We start from the raw sequence: 19635 nt of genomic DNA, 5'->3' as shown, positions 1-19635 counted from the left end.
TTAAATGCGTATTTTTCAAGTTGGCTTACTGTGCTTAGCACTGTTTGTACAATATAGACTTTGGTTTGGGCATAATGGCGTACAAGACTACACACGACTAAAAAGTGCCGTAGCGTCGCACCAACAAAGCAACGAAAAGCTTATCAAGCGTAATAAAGTACTTACCGCTGATATAGAAGATTTAAAGCTCGGCCAAGAAGGTATTGAAGAGCGTGCACGTAACGAATTAGGAATGATTAAACCGGACGAAACATTTATTCGTGTTTTACCGGGCAAACAATATGACAAATAAACAGATTATTGCTGCAATAGTACCTGCAGCGGGTGTTGGCAGTAGAATGCAGCACAATGCGCCCAAGCAATATATACAGTTAGCGGGCAAAACTATTTTAGAGCATACCTTAGCTAAACTTTCTCAATTACCTCAATTAAGCACTATTGTTGTTGCCCTGAGCGACAGTGACCCCTATTTTGATGAACTCCCACTTGTTGATAATCGCATTGTTCGTGCCAGTGGTGGGAAAGAGCGAGCCGACTCAGTGCTCAATAGCTTACTTTTTTTAGCGCCTAACCCGCCTACATGGGTGTTGGTGCACGATGCTGCCCGTCCGCTAGTTAATATTAGTGATATAGAACGTTTAATTGATGAATGCATAAGCGCTAATGAAGGTGGCATTTTAGCTAGCAAAGTAAAAGACACCATAAAACGTGGCGATACCCATGCTTTGCAAACTGTACCACGAGATGATTTATGGCAAGCACTTACCCCGCAGTTTTTTAAATATGACGAGCTTAAAAATGCACTTCAAAACGCATTAGCAAGTGGGGCAACTATTACCGATGAAGCCAGTGCAATTGAATGGGCCGGCAAACAGGTAAGGCTTGTAATAGGGCGTAGCGATAATATTAAAATAACCACGCCAGAGGATTTAGATTTGGCTGGGTTTTTACTACATAAACAACAAAACGAGAGTGCATTATGATACGAATTGGCCATGGTTTTGACGTACATAAATTTGGCGGCGAAGGCCCGTTAACTATTTGTGGTGAAAAAATTGATTACCCACAGGGCTTTTTAGCGCACTCCGATGGTGATGTTGCTATTCATGCATTATGCGATGCTATTTTAGGCTCGCTTGCAATGGGCGATATTGGCAAGCACTTTCCCGATACGGCAAGCGAATATGAAAATATCGACAGCCGTATTTTACTTCGCCATGTGGTGAGCTTAGCTAAAGAGCAAGGTTATGTACTTGGCAATGGCGATGTGACTATTGTTGCACAGGCGCCAAAAATGCTGCCGCACATACAAGCTATGCGCGCTAATCTAGCCAGTGACTTAAATTGCGACCTTTGCCAAATTAATGTTAAGGCTACAACCACAGAAAAGCTTGGCTTTGAAGGGCGCAGGGAAGGTATTTCGAGCCATGCGGTGGTTATTATGAACAAAGAATCAATGAGTACAAAATCCGCATGAGCGATTTAAATTATTTATACGGCGCGCCGCTTTCTAAAGCTGACTTTAAAACCACTGCTGAAGACTTTATGGTGGATGAAGAGTTAGGTATAGAATTTACCGGCAGTGGCGAACACGTGTGTTTGCAGGTGGTTAAAAAAGGCGAAAATACGCAATACGTTGCAAAGCTAATTGCGCAGCGCGCAGGTGTTTCACCGCGAGACGTGAGTTACGCAGGCATGAAAGATCGCCACGGTGTGTGCTCGCAGTGGTTTAGTGTAAAAGTACCGATTAAAAAGCCTATCGATTTTAGCGATTTAAATAGCGAGAGTATTTTTATTGTGTCGCAACAGCGCCACGACCGTAAATTGCGCACGGGTTGCCATAAAGGTAATAAATTTACTATTACGCTTCGTAATGTTACTCAGCCGCTTGATATTTTATGTCGTATTAACGCAGTGCGCGCAGGTGTGCCAAATTACTTTGGCGAGCAGCGTTTTGGGCATGGCGGCCATAACTTAGTAATGGCAGAAAAAATGTTTGCCGGTGAGCGAATTCGCGATAAGAAACTGCGCGGTATTATTATTTCAGCAGCGCGCTCGCATGTATTTAATCAGTTAGTGAGCCTGCGTGTAAAAGAGCATGGTTTAGCTAAAACAATGCACCGTGAAGTATTTATGCTTAGCGGCAGTAATGCATTTTTTGAAGATGCAATTAACGATGAAAATATAGAACGATTAGCCACTGGCGATATTATGATGTCGGCACCCATGGTCGGTAAAAGCGAAAAAGGCCTAACTGAACAAGAAAAAATATGGCTTGAACCTTTCCAAACATGGTGTGATGGTTTAGGTGAGCTAGGCCTTAAAAATGAGCGCAGAATGCTGCGCTTAATCCCACAAAACTTAGCGGTAGAAACATTAGACGAAACCACTTTAAAACTAAGCTTTGGTTTACCAAAAGGGTGTTTTGCAACCGCATTATTACGCGAGCTGGTGGATTATAGAGATGCAAGCCCGCGAGAGCGCAAAGAAAAGGATAATGACATAAATGAAGATACTGTTAAGTAACGATGATGGCGTAAATGCCAAAGGTATTGCGGTTTTATATCAAGCGCTCACTCAAATTGCAGATGTAACGCTTGTTGCGCCAGATCGCAATTGTAGTGGCGCAAGTAATTCTTTAACACTAATGAACCCATTGCGAGCAACTAAGCTCGAAAACGGATTTATGTCGGTTAATGGTACCCCTACAGATTGTGTACATTTAGGTGTAAATCAGTTGGTTGATGAAAAACCAGATTTAGTTGTTGCGGGTATTAACCATGGTGCCAACTTAGGTGACGACACGCTGTACTCTGGCACAGTGGCTGCCGCGACTGAAGGACGTCATTTAGGATTACCTGCCATCGCGGTATCACTTTGTTCACACAATGGTGAACACTTTGAAACAGCCGCAGCGGTTACCGTTAATATTATTAAAGGCCTGGCTTCGCATCCGCTGCCTAAAGATCAAATTATAAATATTAACGTGCCAGATATTCCATTAAGTGAATTAAAAGGAGTGCAAGTAACACGCCTCGGTGCGCGCCATAAAGCCGAAACGATGACCAAACAAACCGATCCCTGGGGTCGTGATATTTTTTGGTACGGATCGCTTGGCATAGAAAGTGATGCAGGTGAAGGCACCGACTTTTATGCAATTAATAATGGTTATGCATCGGTGACACCACTAAGTGTTGATATGACGGCTAAAGAAAGCTTAAAAGCGGTAGGAGACTGGTTGGCTGATTTGGAGATTAATCGTGCTCGCTAATTACACGCGCAGTGCTCAAGCGTTATCTGATTTACTTAAACGTGAAGGTGTTGAAGATGCGCAAGTGCTCAATGCGATTGCCCAAATTCCGCGCCATATTTTTATTGATGACGTTTTAAAACATAAAGCGTATGAGAATACGGCACTGCCCATTGGACAAGGGCAGACTATTTCTCAGCCTTATATTGTAGCGCGTATGACTGAATTACTTCGCCTTGCGGGTGCTTGTAATAAGATACTGGAAATTGGTACTGGCTCTGGATATCAAACGGCGATATTAGCTAAAACTTTTACAAAGGTATATTCAGTTGAGCGTATAAAAGCGCTGCAATGGCAAGCTAAAAGGCGTTTACAGCAGCTCGACCTATATAATGTCACTATGAAACATGGTGACGGTTGGCAAGGCTGGCAATCACAAGCTCCTTTTGATGGCATTATAGTGACAGCAGCGGCGTCTAAAGTTCCACAGGATTTACTCAGCCAATTAACTGAAGGCGGAGTGTTACTTGCGCCAATTGGTGAGAGTGATCAAAAATTAATAATGGTTATTCGCAAAGGCGATAGCTTTACAGAGCATGTGATTGCTCCAGTTAGATTTGTGCCGTTAGTGCCAGGCGATATTGAATAGGAATTTATTTTGAAGTTGTTTACTAAGTTATACGATATGGCTCTTGTATGGGCAAAGCATCACCATGCCGAACGCTATTTAGCTGCAATGAGCTTTGCCGAGTCTGTTTTTTTCCCGATTCCACCCGATGTAATGCTAGCGCCTATGTCGCTTGCGCAACCTAAAAAAGCATGGCGTTTTGCAAGCTTTGCCACTATCGCATCAGTTATTGGCGGTATAGTTGGTTACTTGCTTGGTTTTTGGTTATTTGAACCCGTTGTTGAGCCACTTATTGCACATATGCACTGGCAAGAAAAATTTGATATTGCACTAAATTGGTTTAAAGATTACGGAGTGTGGGTTGTATTTTTAGCCGGTTTTTCACCCATTCCTTATAAGGTTTTCACTATTGGCGCTGGCGTTTTACAAATGGCATTTTTGCCTTTTTTAATCGCATCAGCAGTAGGGCGCGGTGCGCGATTCTTTTTAGTTTCAGCTTTAATGAAATGGGGCGGAGTTAAAATGGAGCAAAAATTACGTCAATATGTAGAGATACTTGGCTGGGGATTAGTTGCATTAATTGCTATAGCGTACTTTTTATTGCGCTAAGCTTTATAAAATAACTTTTTTAACACAAGGAGCTTAATACGATGAATAAACAAATTAAATGTTATGTTGCTTTATTTATTAGTATTTTGCTCTTTGGTTGCTCGTCTCGTCATGTTCCCGCACCCGTCAGCAGTCTAAATAATAATGTTAATAAATATGACCATAAAATTAACATTGCTGGTGGTTATTATAAAGTGCAAAAAGGAGACACTTTATATTCTATTGCTTTTAGTGCTGGAAAAGACATTAGAGAAATAGCGAAAAACAATTCAATATCATCACCTTACATCATTTTTCCTGGGCAAAGAATATCCCTGAAACCGGCACCAGCAGAAAAGAAAAAGCGTAAAAAATATACGTATTCAACTAAAAAGTCTACAAAAAAAGCACAAAAAAATAACAATAAATTAAAAAAAGAGCTTGATCGCCCAAAACAACGAGAGTATGTTCAGAAACAAGCCAGTAACAAAGTTAGCAATAATAAGTATTTGTCGAACGGTAAAGTGCAGTGGTTTTGGCCAGCAAAGGGTAAAATTACGAAACGCTTTTCTAATAAGGAAAACGGCTACAAAGGCTTGCAGATTGCTAATAAAAAAGGGGCTTCAGTTTTAGCTGCGGCACAAGGAACGGTGGTGTACGCGGGTAACGCTCTTAGAGGTTATGGTAGTTTAATCATATTGAAACATAATGATGATTATCTAAGCGCTTATGCACATAACTCAAAATTACTTGTTAAAGAAAAGCAGAAAATTAAGGCAGGTCAAAAAATAGCAGAAATTGGTAATTCAGAATCTCCGGTCACCGCACTTCGCTTTGAAATTCGCTACCGAGGGCAAGCTGTCAATCCTGCTAAATACCTTCCCTAATTTTTAGGTATTGATAATTGCTCGGGAGAAGGCTTATGGCTAACACTGCAAAACTTGACACAAACAATACGAATGACGAAAAGTTTGATGACACCGCCGTTGAAGAAACCACACCACTACTTGAAAAGGTAGACGAAGAAGATATTTTTGCCAAAGAAGAAGTCACTAAAAACTTAGATGCCACACAACTTTATTTAGGCGAAATTGGTTTTTCTCCACTATTAAGCGCAGAAGAAGAAGTATTTTTTGCCCGTAAATCCTTAAAAGGCTGTGAAGCCTCACGTAAACGCATGATTGAAAGTAACCTGCGTTTAGTTGTTAAAATTGCACGCCGTTATAATAACCGTGGCCTTGCCTTGCTCGATTTAATTGAAGAAGGGAATTTAGGTTTAATTCGCGCTGTTGAAAAGTTTGATCCAGAGCGTGGTTTTAGATTTTCTACTTACGCTACGTGGTGGATACGTCAAACAATTGAACGTGCCATCATGAACCAAACACGTACCATTCGCTTACCTATTCATGTGGTTAAAGAACTTAACGTATATTTACGTACGGCACGAGAATTAACGCAAAAACTTGATCATGAACCAACCGCCGAAGAAATCGCAGAGAGCTTAGACCGACCTGTTGAAGACGTGACTAAAATGCTACGTTTAAATGAAAAAATAGCCTCTGTTGATATGCCTATTGGCGGCGAAAACGACAGTGTGCTGCTTGATATTATTCCGGATGAAAAAAGTTTTGGTCCTGAAGGCGAAGTACAAAATAACGATATTAATAAACATATTATTGATTGGTTAGGGGAGCTAAACCCAAAACAGCGTGAGGTATTAGCGCGTCGATTTGGATTGCTTGGTTATGAACCTTCGACACTTGAAGATGTAGGTCGCGAAATTGGTTTAACGCGTGAACGAGTAAGGCAAATACAAGTTGAGGCATTGCGTCGTTTGAAAGACATTTTGCAACAAGAAGGGTTAAGTACAGATAGTTTGTTTAATCAATTCTCGTAATTATTAAAGCGGTACAAACTAGAAAAGATTATGTGTGTTAAAAAGCCGAAGGATTTATTCTTCGGCTTTTTTATGTTTTATATAAAGTAAATTTAAAGTAATGCTTTTAGTTTATATAATAAATCGTGTGCTTGGCGCGGCGATAAATTATCAGGGTCGATAGCACTTAACTGCTCTTCTATTTCAGAAGGCGTACTTTGTACGGCCTCGTTGTTAAAAGTAAATGCTTGTTGCTCTGTATTTGGCGCCGTTACGCTTTGATGGTTTTCAAGTAATTTAAGTTTTTGTTTTGCTTGCGCAATGACTGCTTTTGGCACCCCCGCGAGAGCTGCTACTTGTAAGCCAAAACTTTTACTTGCTGCGCCATCAAGTACGGTGTGCATAAAGGCAATTGTATCGTTATGCTCTATGGCATCAAGGTGCACGTTTACAAGGCCCGTGGTTTGCTCTGCAAGTTCTGTTAGTTCAAAGTAGTGTGTTGCAAATAATGTTTTTGCAGATATTTTTGATGCTAGATGATCGGCTGTTGCATACGCAAGCGAAAGCCCATCATAGGTACTTGTCCCGCGACCAATTTCATCCATTAATACTAAAGACTGCTCAGTCGCATTATTTAAAATAGTGGCTGTTTCGGTCATTTCTACCATGAAGGTTGAGCGCCCAGAGGCTAAATCATCGCTAGCACCAATACGTGTAAATATGCGATCGATATTGCCAATTTTAGCGCTGTCTGCAGGTACATAACTGCCAATGTGAGCCATTAGTACAATAAGTGCTGTTTGGCGCATATAAGTTGATTTACCGCCCATGTTTGGACCCGTAATAATCAACATTTTACGTTGGCTGTTTAATTCAACAGGGTTAGCAATAAACGGTTCTTTCATTACTTGTTCAACAACAGGGTGACGACCTTGCTTAATGCTTATATTGTCGTTATCGCACAGTTCTGGTTTTGCATAATTGAGTGCAAATGCACGCTCAGCTAAATTATTTAATACGTCTAAATCAGCCAGTGCGGCGGCCATCATTTGTAACTGTTCAATATGTGGAGCAATAAATCTAAACAACTCCTCGTATAGCTGCTTTTCAAGCGCTAAGGCTTTTGATTGGCTGCCAAGCACTTTATCTTCGTGCTCTTTAAGCTCTGGGATTATATAACGCTCGTTATTTTTAAGCGTTTGGCGACGAATGTAGTCGGCGGGTACTAAGTGCGCGTTGGCACGGCTTACTTCAATAAAGAAACCATGCACGCGGTTGTAACCAATTTTAAGCGTACTAATACCCGTACGTTCGCGTTCACGCAACTCTAGTTGATCAAGTACATCAGTAGCGCCTTTGCTTAAGTTGCGCCATTCATCAAGTTCACTGTTATAACCTGAGGCAATAACGCCACCATCACGAATAAGTACAGGCGGATTTTCTATTACAGCTTGCTCTAACAATGCTTGTAAATCAGGGAGTTCAGGCGAGTGCTTGATAATACCCGCTATACGAGGGTCGTTAGCGTCAGCTAATAAAGTATGTAGCGGCGCAAGCGCTTGTAATGCACTGCGCAGGCGAGTTAAATCGCGTGGGCGAGCTGTGCATAAAGCTAAGCGCGCAATAACACGCTCTACATCACCAATCTCTTTTAGTGATTCGTGTAATTCGCCGCACAATTGTGCATCTAAAATAGCGCTAATTGCATTTAAGCGAGAATTTAGCTCATCTTTATTACGAATAGGTGTATGTATACGGCGCTTAAGTAAACGGGAGCCCATTGGGGTTGCTGTTTTATCAAGTACTTGGGCAAGTGTATTTTCAAACCCGCCAGATAAATTAACGGTCAGTTCTAAGTTTTTACGCGTTGCTGCATCTAAAATAACAGCGTGTTCGTTGTGCTCAAGTGTAATAGCACGAATATGTGGCAGTGCAATACGCTGCGTATCTTTTACGTATTGCATTAAACAACCGGCAGCAACAAGTGCGCTGTGGGCTTTATCAACACCAAATCCTACTAAATCTTTAGTACCAAACTGATCGCATAATAAGTGCTCGGCCGTATCTAAGTCGAATTCCCACTCTGGGCGACGACGAGCCCCTTTTATATGCTCAATTAAATGAAAATTTTCAAAGCTTTCGCTATATAGCAATTCTGCTGGTGATAGGCGCTGAACCGTTGAGCTAAATGCTTCGTCGGTATTAACCTCTACAACGTTAAAGCGACCAGAGTTAATATCTAAGTACGCAATACCGTACAGGCCTTTTTTACTTTGCCAAACACTGGTAAGCAAATTGTCTTGTCGTTCTTGTAAAAGCGCTTCGTCAGAAATTGTACCTGGGGTAACTATACGAACAACTTTGCGATCAACGGGGCCTTTACTGGTAGCTGGATCGCCAACTTGCTCGCAAATAGCAACAGATTCACCCATTTGAACTAGGCGTGCTAAGTAGTTCTCTACTGCATGATAAGGCACGCCCGCCATAGGGATAGGATCGCCACCGGCTTTACCGCGATGGGTTTGCGAAATATCGAGTAATTGAGCGGCGCGTTTAGCGTCGTCAAAAAAGAGTTCGTAAAAATCGCCCATACGATAAAACAATAAAATATCGCGATGCTCTGATTTTATTTTTAGATACTGCTGCATCATAGGGGTTTGTTGTTTTATAGTGTGTGGTGCATAAAGATCAAACGACATGTATTTACCCAAAGGCTGAATATGGAATTACATCAAGAGATTAAAACACTTGCTGCGCAATTAGGCACTATTTTAACGGATAAATGCTTATGGATCACTAGTGCTGAGTCATGTACTGGTGGCGGAGTAAGTTATGCGCTTACAGATACGCCAGGAAGCTCTGCTTATATTGACCGTGCATTTGTCACTTACAGTAATCAAGCAAAGCAGGATTTACTGAATGTAAATAGTAGTACATTAACGCAATACGGTGCTGTGAGCGAGCAAACAGTACAAGAAATGGCATTAGGTGCAATTAAAGCAGCAAACGCTGATATTGCGATAGCTATATCGGGTATTGCTGGACCAGGTGGAGCTAGCAAAGATAAACCTGTTGGGCTTGTGTGGTTTGGCCTGCAGATTAATGGTAAAGCGTTTACATTTAAACGAGTATTTACCGGTGATAGAGCTCAGGTTCGTCTGCAAGCTATTGTATTTTCTTTAAAAACTATAATAGATGAGATAAAATAAAAAATTAGCTTGATACTGTGATTTCATACAGTATACTTGGTTCCATTAGCTGGATTTGGAGAACAAAATGAACGATAACAAACAAAAAGCGTTGGACGCAGCACTATCACAAATTGAACGTCAATTTGGTAAAGGCTCAATCATGAAATTGGGTGATAACAAAGCGTTAAACATTGAATCTGTATCTACAGGATCATTAGGCATTGATATTGCTTTAGGCATAGGTGGTTTACCTATGGGACGTATTGTTGAAGTGTATGGCCCTGAATCATCTGGTAAAACAACGCTTACTTTACAAGTTATCGCTGAAGCGCAAAAAGAAGGCAAAACATGTGCCTTTATTGATGCTGAGCATGCTTTAGATCCAGTTTATGCACAAAAGTTAGGTGTGAATATTGATGACCTTTTTGTATCGCAACCAGATACCGGTGAGCAAGCATTAGAAATTTGTGACATGTTAGTGCGCTCAAGCGCGGTAGACGTGGTTATTATTGACTCGGTTGCTGCACTTACACCAAAAGCTGAAATTGAAGGCGACATGGGCGACTCGCACATGGGCTTACAAGCACGTTTAATGTCACAAGCATTACGTAAGCTTACTGGTAACATTAAACGCTCTAACACGTTATGTATTTTCATTAACCAAATCCGTATGAAAATTGGTGTTATGTTTGGTAACCCAGAAACAACAACAGGTGGTAATGCACTTAAGTTTTACGCATCTGTTCGTATTGATATTCGTCGTATTGGTTCGGTTAAAGAAGGCGATGAAGTTGTTGGTAACGAAACGCGCGTTAAAATTGTTAAAAACAAAGTTGCGCCGCCGTTTAAACAAGCTGAATTTATCATTATGTATGGTGAAGGTATTTCCAAGCAAGGCGAGTTAATTGACTTAGGTGTTAAGCACAAAATTGTTGAAAAAGCAGGTGCTTGGTACAGTTACTGTGGCAACAAAGTTGGCCAAGGTAAATCTAACTCGATTAAATTCTTGAAAGAAAATCCAGAAATTGCAGATGAGATTGAAGGTAAATTACGCGAAATGCTTTTATTAAAAGCAACTATTGAGCCAGAAGATGGTGAAGATAAGTTAGGCGATGATCCAGACCTTTAAACAGTCTTAAATGAGTTTTAAGCTTGATTTGACCCGAGCTTTAAAAAGCGCTGATCAGTAATGATTAGCGCTTTTTTGTTGTTCAAAACTCGAAGCGGATAAAAATAAAAACGACACATTTAAAATGTGTCGTTTTTAATTTAACCGCAAAAATCTACAGCCTTAAATAAATCAAATATATTTATAACTGCCAGTTTACAGATAGGCCGTAGTTACGTGGTGCACCGTAGTAACCTTGTGCCCAGTATAGGCTGTGCAAATATTTTTCACCGGTGGTGTTATTAACGTTGAAAGTGACTCCTACGTTATCTGTAATTTTGTAAGTGGCCATTAAATCAAGTAATCCGTATGCATCTTGATTTGTGGTAACAGCCGCCATACCGTTAGCATCTTTAACTTGAACGCGGCTAGTTGAATCTTGCCAGCGGTAATTTGCGCCAAACGATAAACCATCAACTAACGGAACTTGGTAAGTTGCTGCCACTTTAAGTTGGTTTTCTGGTGTGTAGTCTTTTACTAGGTCATCACCATCAATACTTAAATTACTGAAGCTAATACTTGCACTTAAATCGTCTGTAAACTTACCACTTAGTTCGACTTCAAAGCCGTTACTGTTAATCCCATCGGCTGCATAATAACGTGTATCACCAGGTACGGAATTAGGAAGAGCAACAGCAAGGCCATCTTGTTTTGCATCAAAATAAGCAAAGGTTACAAATAATTGATCGTCAAGAAGCTGCGCTTTAACACCTATTTCACTACTTTTACCAGTAATAGCCGGAAGTTGATTCGCATTTATATCAAGCTCTTTTTGCGGTACAAATGTTTCTGTGTAGCTTGCATATGCAGATAACGTATCACTGAAGTCATACACGGTACCTATGTATGGTATTAACTCTGAGTCACTGCGTGTTTGAGACACGCTATAAGCTGTACCTTTTGTTTCCCAATCAGTATAACGCACGCCAGCAAGTAGGCTTAGCGGTTCACTTAACTTAAGGCGTGTAGATATATAAGCTGATTTTTGTTCGTTAGTTATATCACTCCCATTTTCACTATCAGCAAGAGTTGCCTCTGGCATTACGCCATCCCATGTTTTAAGAGATGGCATTGCTGGAAAGCCATTACCTGTAGTGTAATCGTAAAGCGACAGGTCTTTGTAATCCATTTTTGCTTGGCTAACACCAAACGATAGGTCGTGCTCTTGGCCAAATAAATCAAATTTACCACTGGCATATAAATCAAATAAATCGTGTTTATCACTATAATCATAGCGGCTAGCATAACCTGTTAAACCGAGCTCTGTTTCTTTGTTTGGCGTGCCATATACGTAAAACAATTCCGATTTTTGATCATTTTTAACATGAGCATAACGCGCTCTAGCCACCCATGTTGCTGATAAGTTTTGCTCAAGTGTTACATATACTTGCTCTGCACTGTTATCCCAGTAAGACCAATCGGCAGCAGTGCTGGTTGATTCGTCATAGTCAGTAGGTGTGCCATCTGTGTAATAAAGAGGAAGTGCGCCCCAAAGCGGGCTGTCGGCATCTTTTTGTTGATTCACGTAATTAACGCTAAGCGATGTACTGTCTGTTAATTTGCCTTCGTAGGCTAAATATACAATCGTTTTATCTGTCTCATAACGATCGAGGTAAGAGTCAGCTTTTTGTTTTGTAAATACCGCACGTACAGCATGTTCGTCATTTATTGGTGTAGATACATCTAAATCCAAACGTTTTTTATTCCACGAACCATAAGAAGCAGATGCATTAGCTTGCGTTGTATATGTTGGTTTTTTTAACACCATGTTGACGGTCGCTGAAGGGTTACCTGCACCTGTCATTAAACCGTTTGCTCCACGCACAATTTCAACGCGGTCATAAATTGATGTATCAAGACTGCCTTGAATAGAGCCTGAACTTTGCGGAATGCCTAAGCCATCAACTTGGAAATTGGTGATTTCAAAACCACGAGCTTTAAAATAAGTACGGTCAGTTTCTATTTGTTCTACCGTTACACCTGGTGTGCTTTCTAATACAGAATTAATATCGTCTAGTGAAAAGTCGTCCATTAGGGCACGTGAAACAACTGAGATTGACTGTGGCGTTTCTTTAATTGTTAAGCCTAATTTTGTAGCCGATTGTGCTTCTTCTGTGATGTAGTTTTTATGATGCTGGCCATAGACTGCAATTTTTTCGAGAGGTTGATCTTTTACTTTCACTTCATCTGCAAAAGCATAACCAGATAGAATTAAAGAAGTAGCAAAGCTTAGTTTAGATAAACGCAAAACTTGAGGGGACGACATGAGTTTTTCCAATTAGTTCAAAAGAAGTGCGTAATTTAATCTAAATGATATTGATTTGCAATTGCATTTTATTGTTTTTATCCATAATTTTTTAGTGTCATATATAAAAGCTAACTCTAACTTTAATCACGTTCATAAAAAAACGGCCGAAGCCGCTTAAAGGAAGTAAACTGTTTTTACTTAACCTGAGCTCTGGTTAAGAGATTTACTAACGCATTGAATCATTTTGATATTTAAATTTATTTTCTAGCGTTGAAAATAGCTGCTCGAGATAGATTTATTATCCAGAGTTCAGGTTATTTATTAAAAAGAGTATTTTACAGAGAACTGCAGGCGCTCTAAATCGCCATCAACGCCGCTTTCTGTTTCTCGCTCAGCATGTTTAAATTCAGCACCAAACGTTAAGCGTTTAACTGGAGAGTATAAAATATTGGCACTATAGCTTTGGCTTGATTCAGTTGGATCGCCAGAAATAGCAAGTAAGTCTGCGTTGTTATCTGCTGAAAAGAACGAATAAAGGAATGTTGAACGCCATTGGCTGTTCCACTTGTGCTGATAAGCAACAAAACCAGACGTAGAATCTATCGCATCGAGATCATCGCCATTAAGCACAGCACCGTGCGCTACGTTTAAGCCTACGTATCGGCCTAAGCCTTTACCTTGAGTAAGCATAAATTTAAGGTTGTCATCGCCTAGGTTTATTTTACCGGATGCGCTTATACCAAACGATGTTTCATCTGCATCTACAGCGCCTACTTTATAAGTTAGTTGGCGTGCAAGTGCTGCTACAACTATATTACCCCAGTCAGCTTTGTGCGTATAACGCGCTGTAAAATCTGGTAATGATGCATCATCAGTAACAGCCATTCCGCTAGCTGTAGAAATTGTACTTTCTGGATTTTCTAATGAAAAAGACCATGCGCCAGTTGTGTATTTAATTTGAGATTGACGAACAAAAACAGTGCCTTCAGCTGGACCTACGAAATCAAGCGTTTCTGCAAGGGCACCCACATTTTGAAAATTTGACCATGTTTGACCAAATAACCAACCGTCATAGGTTACAAAGGCATGGCGAATACGTGGAGCATATGAATTTGAAACGCGTTCGTTACCGCCGGTAGCTGATGCTAAAAAATCAATTTCAATTTTAGTTTTTATTGTTTTACCGTTATCCATAACGGTGGTAGTACCAAAATTAAAACGAGATTCACGGGCATGCATATCAAACACCGCATCAGAGTTGCTATCGTTACCAACAGTCAGTGTGCTTGGAACGTAAAAATCACGTCCTACATTTGAACCTGCTGGTGCACCCGCTGAATAATCACTCCACATAGAGTCGAGTTTAATATATCCACCGTAGTTAAATTCTGTATCACCAATTTTTGCTGCTGTTGCCGCATAAGCTGTGCTCGAAAGTGCACAGATAACAGCGCTTGCAGCCAATGTTTTTAATGGAGTAAATTTCATTGTAGTGTCCTTTATTTAGACTACTTGTTGTTTGTTGCTTTTTTATTCACAATTTTTTTATAACACTTGCTACGAGTATTACTTGCTAATAAAAAGAGGTTTAGTAAGTTCTTATAGTCAATAACCAGAACTCTTGATAACAATGCCAATCTGCATAAATCGTTGAACAATTTAACGAATTAAATTGCACTATAACGTCGTTAAAAATTTTTTATTTAGAACAACTAAATACAAAGATTTTTGCCTAGTTCTAGCGTAATTTTCTTAACGTTAAATAGACCCCATATATAAGCAGGTTGGTATAAATCTATCTCAAGCCATTATTTTTAGTGCTAACTGCGTTGAATTTACTGGCAATCAGCCCGCTATTAACATGTAAATCCGTTATGTTTTCACTGAAAACTTCTGGCTAGAGAAAAATATATTTAACTTTTGTGTTTGCTACTGTTGAGTATGTGTAATATTTACTCAATAACCTATTGGTCTATAAGACTAAGGTTTAAGGCCAAGCGAGTATGTATTCACTTATATTTAACGTCTTGTATTTTTTATGTAAAAAATTGAAATCAGTAAGATTATAAACTACATATTAGCAATTTGAAGGGATGTACAACTAAGGTCTAATACTTAATAAAGCACTGCTGAGTAATCCTTGATAAGAGCCAAAGGCAAGTAATTTAATGGAGACGAAGATGTCACAAAGTATCTATCCTGTTCCTGCGCACATTAAAGACGCAACACTCATCGATAAAAATAAATACGATACGCTTTACAAGCAATCAATTGACGATCCTCAAAGCTTTTGGGCTGAGCATGGTAAACGTCTTGACTGGTCGACTCCTTATTCAATCGTTAAAAACACATCATTCGATAAAGGCCATATTAGTATTAAGTGGTACGAAGACGGTTATCTTAATGCCTCTTATAACTGCATTGATCGCCATCTAAAAACCAAAGCAAATAAAACAGCGCTTATTTGGGAAGGTGATGACCCATCTCAAAGTGAGAATATTACTTATCAGCAATTACACGATGAAGTTGCTAAATTTGCGAACGGTTTAAAAAAGCTAGGTGTACAAAAAGGTGACCGTGTAGCTATTTACATGCCAATGACACCTCAGGCAATTTACGCAATGCAGGCATGCGCACGTATTGGCGCTATTCATTCTGTTGTATTTGGTGGTTTTTCGCCATCAGCGATTGCAGACCGTATTAGAGATTCGGGCGCTAAAGTTGTTATTACTTCCGATGAAGGGCGACGCGCGGGCAACTGTGTGCCATTAAAAGCAAACGTTGATGAAGCGGTAGCGCAAGATTCAGTTACAACGATTGAGCACGTTATTGTGCATCAATTAACGGGTGGCGAAGTTGATTGGCACGACCATGATATTTGGTGGCATGATTTAGTGGCTGATTTACCAGCGCAATGCGCGCCTGAGCCAATGAACGCTGAAGATCCACTATTTATACTCTATACATCGGGCTCAACGGGCCAGCCAAAAGGTGTTGTACACACAACCGGTGGTTATCTAGTTTATGCATCAATGACTCACGAATACGTATTTGATTTACAAGAAGATGATGTTTATTGGTGTAGTGCTGATGTGGGCTGGATCACAGGTCACAGCTATATCGCATACGGGCCACTTGTAAATGGCTGTACACAAGTTGTTTTTGAAGGTGTGCCAACCTACCCAACCGCTGGACGAATGGGTGAAGTAGTTGATAAACATGGCGTTACTATTTTATATACCGCACCGACTGCAATTCGTGCCTTAATGGCTAAAGGTGACGAGCCAATCGCTTCATCAAATCGCGACAGCTTACGTATTTTAGGATCGGTCGGTGAGCCAATAAATCCAGAAGCGTGGACTTGGTATTATGAGAGTATTGGTAAATCGAATTGCCCGATTGTTGATACATGGTGGCAAACAGAAACGGGCGGTATTATGATAACCCCGCTGCCTGGTGCAACCGATACGAAGCCGGGCTCTGCAACACATCCATTTTTTGGTATTGCGCCAGCATTATTTGATGCCGAAGGGAATACACTAGAAGGCGCAGTTGACGGTAATTTAGTTATTTTAGATAGCTGGCCATCGCAAGCACGCACTGTGTATGGCGATCATGAACGCTTTGAACAAACTTACTTTAGTGCATACCCAGGCGTGTACTTTACTGGTGACGGTTGTCGCCGTGATGAGGACGGTTATTACTGGATAACAGGACGCGTTGATGACGTATTAAATGTATCGGGACATCGCTTAGGAACAGCTGAAATTGAAAGTGCATTGGTATCACACGAAGCGGTCGCTGAAGCTGCTGTAGTGGGCTATCCACACGATATTAAAGGCCAAGGGATTTATGTTTATATTACGCCTAATGAAGGTGTAATAGTGAGTGAAGAACTAACAAAAGAGGTACGTAATTGGGTTCGCAAAGAGCTCAGTCCTATTGCGTCTCCAGATATGATTCAGTGGTCACCTGGTTTACCAAAAACACGTTCAGGTAAGATTATGCGTCGTATTTTACGTAAAATTGCAGCAAATGAGCACCAACAGCTTGGTGACACATCAACACTTGCTGATCCATCAGTCGTGGATGAGCTTATCGAAAATCGATTAAATCGTTAAATATGCGTTAAAAACTTGATTACAAGTTGATTCTAAACGTAGTATATCGGCTGTTGCTTAGTGATAAGTAACAGCCGAATTTTTTAGGAGTGAACCATGAGTCAGTTTTTAATAGCGGACGATCACCCGTTATTTCGTGAAGCACTAAAGGGCGCACTGAGCGCAAAATTTGCAGATTTAGACGTTTTTGAATCATCAGATTTTGACAGCACATTGCAGGTGTTAAGCGAACAAGAAGATCTTGATATATTACTGCTAGACCTTCATATGCCAGGAAATGGCGATTTGTATGGCCTAATCCGTATTCGCGAAGAATATCCAAGCTTACCTATTGCTGTTGTTTCAGGTAGCGAAGATGCCAATATCGTCTCTAAAGTAATGGGTTATGGTGCAATGGGGTTTATTCCTAAATCATCCACCTCAGATGATATTGCCAGCGCAATTAATCAAATACTTGAAGGCGATACATGGTTGCCGGTAGAGCTAAAAAATAAAGTAGCCGAGATTGAAGGTGAAGACCGAGAAATTGCTGCGCAAGTCGCCTCGCTTACACCACAGCAGTATCGTGTTTTACAGTATTTACACGAAGGCTTACTTAATAAGCAAATTGCTTACGAGCTTCACATCTCTGAAGCAACCATCAAAGCGCACATCACTGCTATATTTAGAAAACTTGGCGTATACAACCGCACGCAAGCTGTACTTATTGCCGCTAAATTGCAATTAGAGCCTATTGAGCAGTCATAAAAAATCGGAAACTAAAGAGAGCTTTTGTGCCAATTGCATTCAAAATATGATTATTTTAGCGAGCTGTTTCTTTGGCGCTACAATAAGGTATTAACAATTGGTATTACGGCTCTGTTTACCTTTGGCTATTTTAACCTTCCTCACAAGCTATTCACCTTTTATACATGATCTAATTTACAAAAAATGCTAGGTTACGGCAATTTTGTAACTTTAAGAGCAGAGTATGACAGACTCCACACACTCATCTAGTAATAACCCAAATAACAAGGGCCTATTTAATCGATTTTTAGCCACTGTTGAATTTTTAGGAAACATGCTGCCACACCCCATTACTTTATTTGCAATATTTGCAGTCGCAATTGTTGTATTTAGCGGTATTGCTGATTGGTATGGCCTAAGTGCAATAGATCCTCGCCCAGAAGGTGCATCAGGGCGCGCTCCTGATGGCGTTATTGAAGTGGTTAGTTTATTGAGTGCTGAGGGATTACAGCGGATCATGACAGGACTTGTCACTAACTTTACTGGCTTTGCACCACTTGGCACAGTGCTTGTTGCATTGCTAGGTGTGAGTGTTGCAGAGCATTCAGGTTTACTTTCTGCTGCGATGCGAGGCATGGTGATGGGCGCATCTAAGCGTTTAGTGACGTTTATGGTGGTATTTGCCGCTATTATGTCTAACACCGCCGCTGAGCTTGGTTATGTTGTACTGATCCCGCTTGCAGCAATGATATTTCATAGTTTAGGACGTCATCCTCTCGCTGGATTGGCAGCTGCATTTGCTGGTGTGTCGGGCGGATATAGCGCTAACTTATTATTGGGTACTATCGATCCATTATTGGCAGGTATTACAACACCCGCTGCGCAAATGATTGACCCTACGTATGTGGTAGGCGCTGAGGCAAACTGGTATTTCATGATGATATCGGTTTTTTTAATTGCCATTTTGGGTACTCTTGTAACCGAAAAAATAGTAGAGCCACGCTTAGGTAAATACAACCCAGATGAAGCGAGTATCGATTTATCACAAAACAGCATTGATAGACTGACGAAACAAGAAAAGTCAGGTTTAAAATGGGCAGGTGTATCGTTATTAGTTGTTTCATTATTACTTGCATGGACTATTATTCCAAGCGACGGCATTTTACGAAACCCAGATACGGGAGAGGTTGCTGGTTCGCCTTTTTTAAAAGGTATTGTGGTTATTATTTTTGTGACATTTAGTATTCCTGGTTTTGTATATGGGCGTGTTGTAGGCACCATGAAAAACGATAAGGATGTAATAAATGCCATGAGCAAAAGTATGAGTTCTATGGGACTTTATATTGTACTGGTATTTTTTGCAGCGCAGTTTGTTGCCTTTTTCAAGTGGACTAATTTAGGTACTATTTTAGCTATTAACGGTGCTGCATTATTACAGGCACTTAACCTAACAGGCCCTGAGGTATTTATACTGTTTATTTTAATGTGTGCCTTAGTTAATTTAAGTTTAGGCTCATCTTCAGCGCAATGGGCGATTACCGCGCCTATATTTGTGCCTATGTTAATGTTAATTGGCTATGCGCCAGAGACGATTCAAGCGGCTTATCGTATTGGTGATTCAGTGACCAATTTAATAACACCAATGATGAGTTATTTTGGTTTGATATTAGCCGTTGCAGTTAAATATAAAAAAGATATGGGTATAGGAACGTTGGTTGCCACAATGTTACCGTACAGCATGGTGTTTTTTGTAGGCTGGGTTATTCTATTTTATGTTTGGGTGTTCTTATTGGGAATGCCTGTAGGGCCAGAATCACCTACATATTACACGCCTTAAAA

The 19635-nt window shown here is 40.4% G+C and carries 17 protein-coding genes; 14 read left to right on the top strand and 3 right to left on the bottom strand.

Annotated elements, in window-relative coordinates; all coding sequences use genetic code 11:
- The first annotated feature begins 4 nt into the window (after positions 1–4).
- From ftsB to rpoS, 9 genes are read left to right on the top strand one after another with little or no spacing between them, the layout of a single operon-like run.
- Positions 5–292 carry a cell division protein FtsB gene (ftsB, locus tag H5119_RS02760; protein ID WP_077537124.1) on the top strand — a complete coding sequence of 96 codons (288 nt, stop codon included), beginning with the start codon at positions 5–7 and terminating at the stop codon, positions 290–292.
- Positions 282–983 (top strand): 2-C-methyl-D-erythritol 4-phosphate cytidylyltransferase, encoded by a 702-nt coding sequence (gene ispD, locus H5119_RS02755; RefSeq protein ID WP_182701126.1) that lies wholly within the window; start codon positions 282–284, stop codon positions 981–983. The genes ftsB and ispD overlap by 11 nt, the downstream gene beginning before the upstream one ends.
- Positions 980–1477, top strand: coding sequence for a 2-C-methyl-D-erythritol 2,4-cyclodiphosphate synthase (gene ispF / locus H5119_RS02750; protein ID WP_182701125.1), 498 nt, complete (start codon positions 980–982; stop codon positions 1475–1477). The genes ispD and ispF overlap by 4 nt, the downstream gene beginning before the upstream one ends.
- Entirely contained in the window at positions 1474–2526 is a 1053-nt protein-coding gene (gene truD / locus H5119_RS02745) for a tRNA pseudouridine(13) synthase TruD (RefSeq protein WP_182701124.1), read from the top strand. The genes ispF and truD overlap by 4 nt, the downstream gene beginning before the upstream one ends.
- The gene (gene surE / locus H5119_RS02740; protein ID WP_077537128.1) at positions 2507–3271 is read left to right on the top strand and encodes a 5'/3'-nucleotidase SurE; all 765 of its coding nucleotides are present in this window, start codon (positions 2507–2509) and stop codon (positions 3269–3271) included. Before truD ends, surE begins: the two co-directional genes overlap by 20 nt.
- Entirely contained in the window at positions 3261–3899 is a 639-nt protein-coding gene (locus H5119_RS02735) for a protein-L-isoaspartate(D-aspartate) O-methyltransferase (protein ID WP_077537129.1), read from the top strand. The genes surE and H5119_RS02735 overlap by 11 nt, the downstream gene beginning before the upstream one ends.
- 9 nt (positions 3900–3908) lie before the next feature.
- Positions 3909–4487 carry a YqaA family protein gene (locus H5119_RS02730; protein WP_182701123.1) on the top strand — a complete coding sequence of 193 codons (579 nt, stop codon included), beginning with the start codon at positions 3909–3911 and terminating at the stop codon, positions 4485–4487.
- A 41-nt stretch (positions 4488–4528) separates the two neighbouring features.
- A complete protein-coding gene (locus H5119_RS02725; RefSeq protein WP_182701122.1) occupies positions 4529–5353 on the top strand; it encodes a peptidoglycan DD-metalloendopeptidase family protein in 825 nt (274 codons plus the stop codon).
- 35 nt (positions 5354–5388) lie between these two features.
- Positions 5389–6363: an RNA polymerase sigma factor RpoS gene (gene rpoS / locus H5119_RS02720; protein WP_077537132.1), complete on the top strand. Its 975-nt coding sequence runs from the start codon at positions 5389–5391 to the stop codon at positions 6361–6363.
- Positions 6364–6455: 92 nt separating this feature from the next.
- Here rpoS and mutS read toward each other — a convergent pair whose 3' ends face one another.
- A complete protein-coding gene (gene mutS, locus H5119_RS02715) occupies positions 6456–9041 on the bottom strand; it encodes a DNA mismatch repair protein MutS (protein ID WP_182701121.1) in 2586 nt (861 codons plus the stop codon).
- 21 nt (positions 9042–9062) lie between these two features.
- Here mutS and pncC point away from each other — a divergent pair, with 21 nt between their 5' ends.
- Positions 9063–9551: a nicotinamide-nucleotide amidase gene (pncC, locus tag H5119_RS02710; protein WP_182701120.1), complete on the top strand. Its 489-nt coding sequence runs from the start codon at positions 9063–9065 to the stop codon at positions 9549–9551.
- Between the two features lie 67 nt (positions 9552–9618).
- Positions 9619–10662 carry a recombinase RecA gene (gene recA / locus H5119_RS02705; RefSeq protein ID WP_182701119.1) on the top strand — a complete coding sequence of 348 codons (1044 nt, stop codon included), beginning with the start codon at positions 9619–9621 and terminating at the stop codon, positions 10660–10662.
- Between the two features lie 181 nt (positions 10663–10843).
- Here recA and H5119_RS02700 read toward each other — a convergent pair whose 3' ends face one another.
- Both H5119_RS02700 and H5119_RS02695 read right to left on the bottom strand, forming a co-directional pair.
- The gene (locus tag H5119_RS02700; protein WP_182701118.1) at positions 10844–12967 is read right to left on the bottom strand and encodes a TonB-dependent siderophore receptor; all 2124 of its coding nucleotides are present in this window, start codon (positions 12965–12967) and stop codon (positions 10844–10846) included.
- A gap of 303 nt (positions 12968–13270) precedes the next feature.
- Positions 13271–14437, bottom strand: a complete 1167-nt coding sequence (locus H5119_RS02695) for a DcaP family trimeric outer membrane transporter (protein WP_182701117.1) — start codon at positions 14435–14437, stop codon at positions 13271–13273.
- Between the two features lie 692 nt (positions 14438–15129).
- Between H5119_RS02695 and acs the strand changes: the two genes are divergently transcribed.
- From acs to H5119_RS02680, 3 genes are all read left to right on the top strand, one after another.
- Entirely contained in the window at positions 15130–17070 is a 1941-nt protein-coding gene (gene acs, locus H5119_RS02690; protein WP_182701116.1) for an acetate--CoA ligase, read from the top strand.
- 96 nt (positions 17071–17166) lie between these two features.
- A complete protein-coding gene (locus tag H5119_RS02685; RefSeq protein ID WP_182701115.1) occupies positions 17167–17817 on the top strand; it encodes a response regulator transcription factor in 651 nt (216 codons plus the stop codon).
- A gap of 223 nt (positions 17818–18040) precedes the next feature.
- Positions 18041–19633 (top strand): AbgT family transporter, encoded by a 1593-nt coding sequence (locus H5119_RS02680; protein WP_182701114.1) that lies wholly within the window; start codon positions 18041–18043, stop codon positions 19631–19633.
- The last annotated feature ends 2 nt before the right edge of the window (positions 19634–19635 follow it).

Origin of the sequence: Pseudoalteromonas sp. SG45-5 (assembly GCF_014164085.1) — a bacterium.
Lineage (GTDB): Bacteria > Pseudomonadota > Gammaproteobacteria > Enterobacterales > Alteromonadaceae > Pseudoalteromonas > Pseudoalteromonas aliena.
Note: the sequence above shows the minus strand (reverse complement) of the source record. Positions and strands in the feature narration are given on the sequence as shown.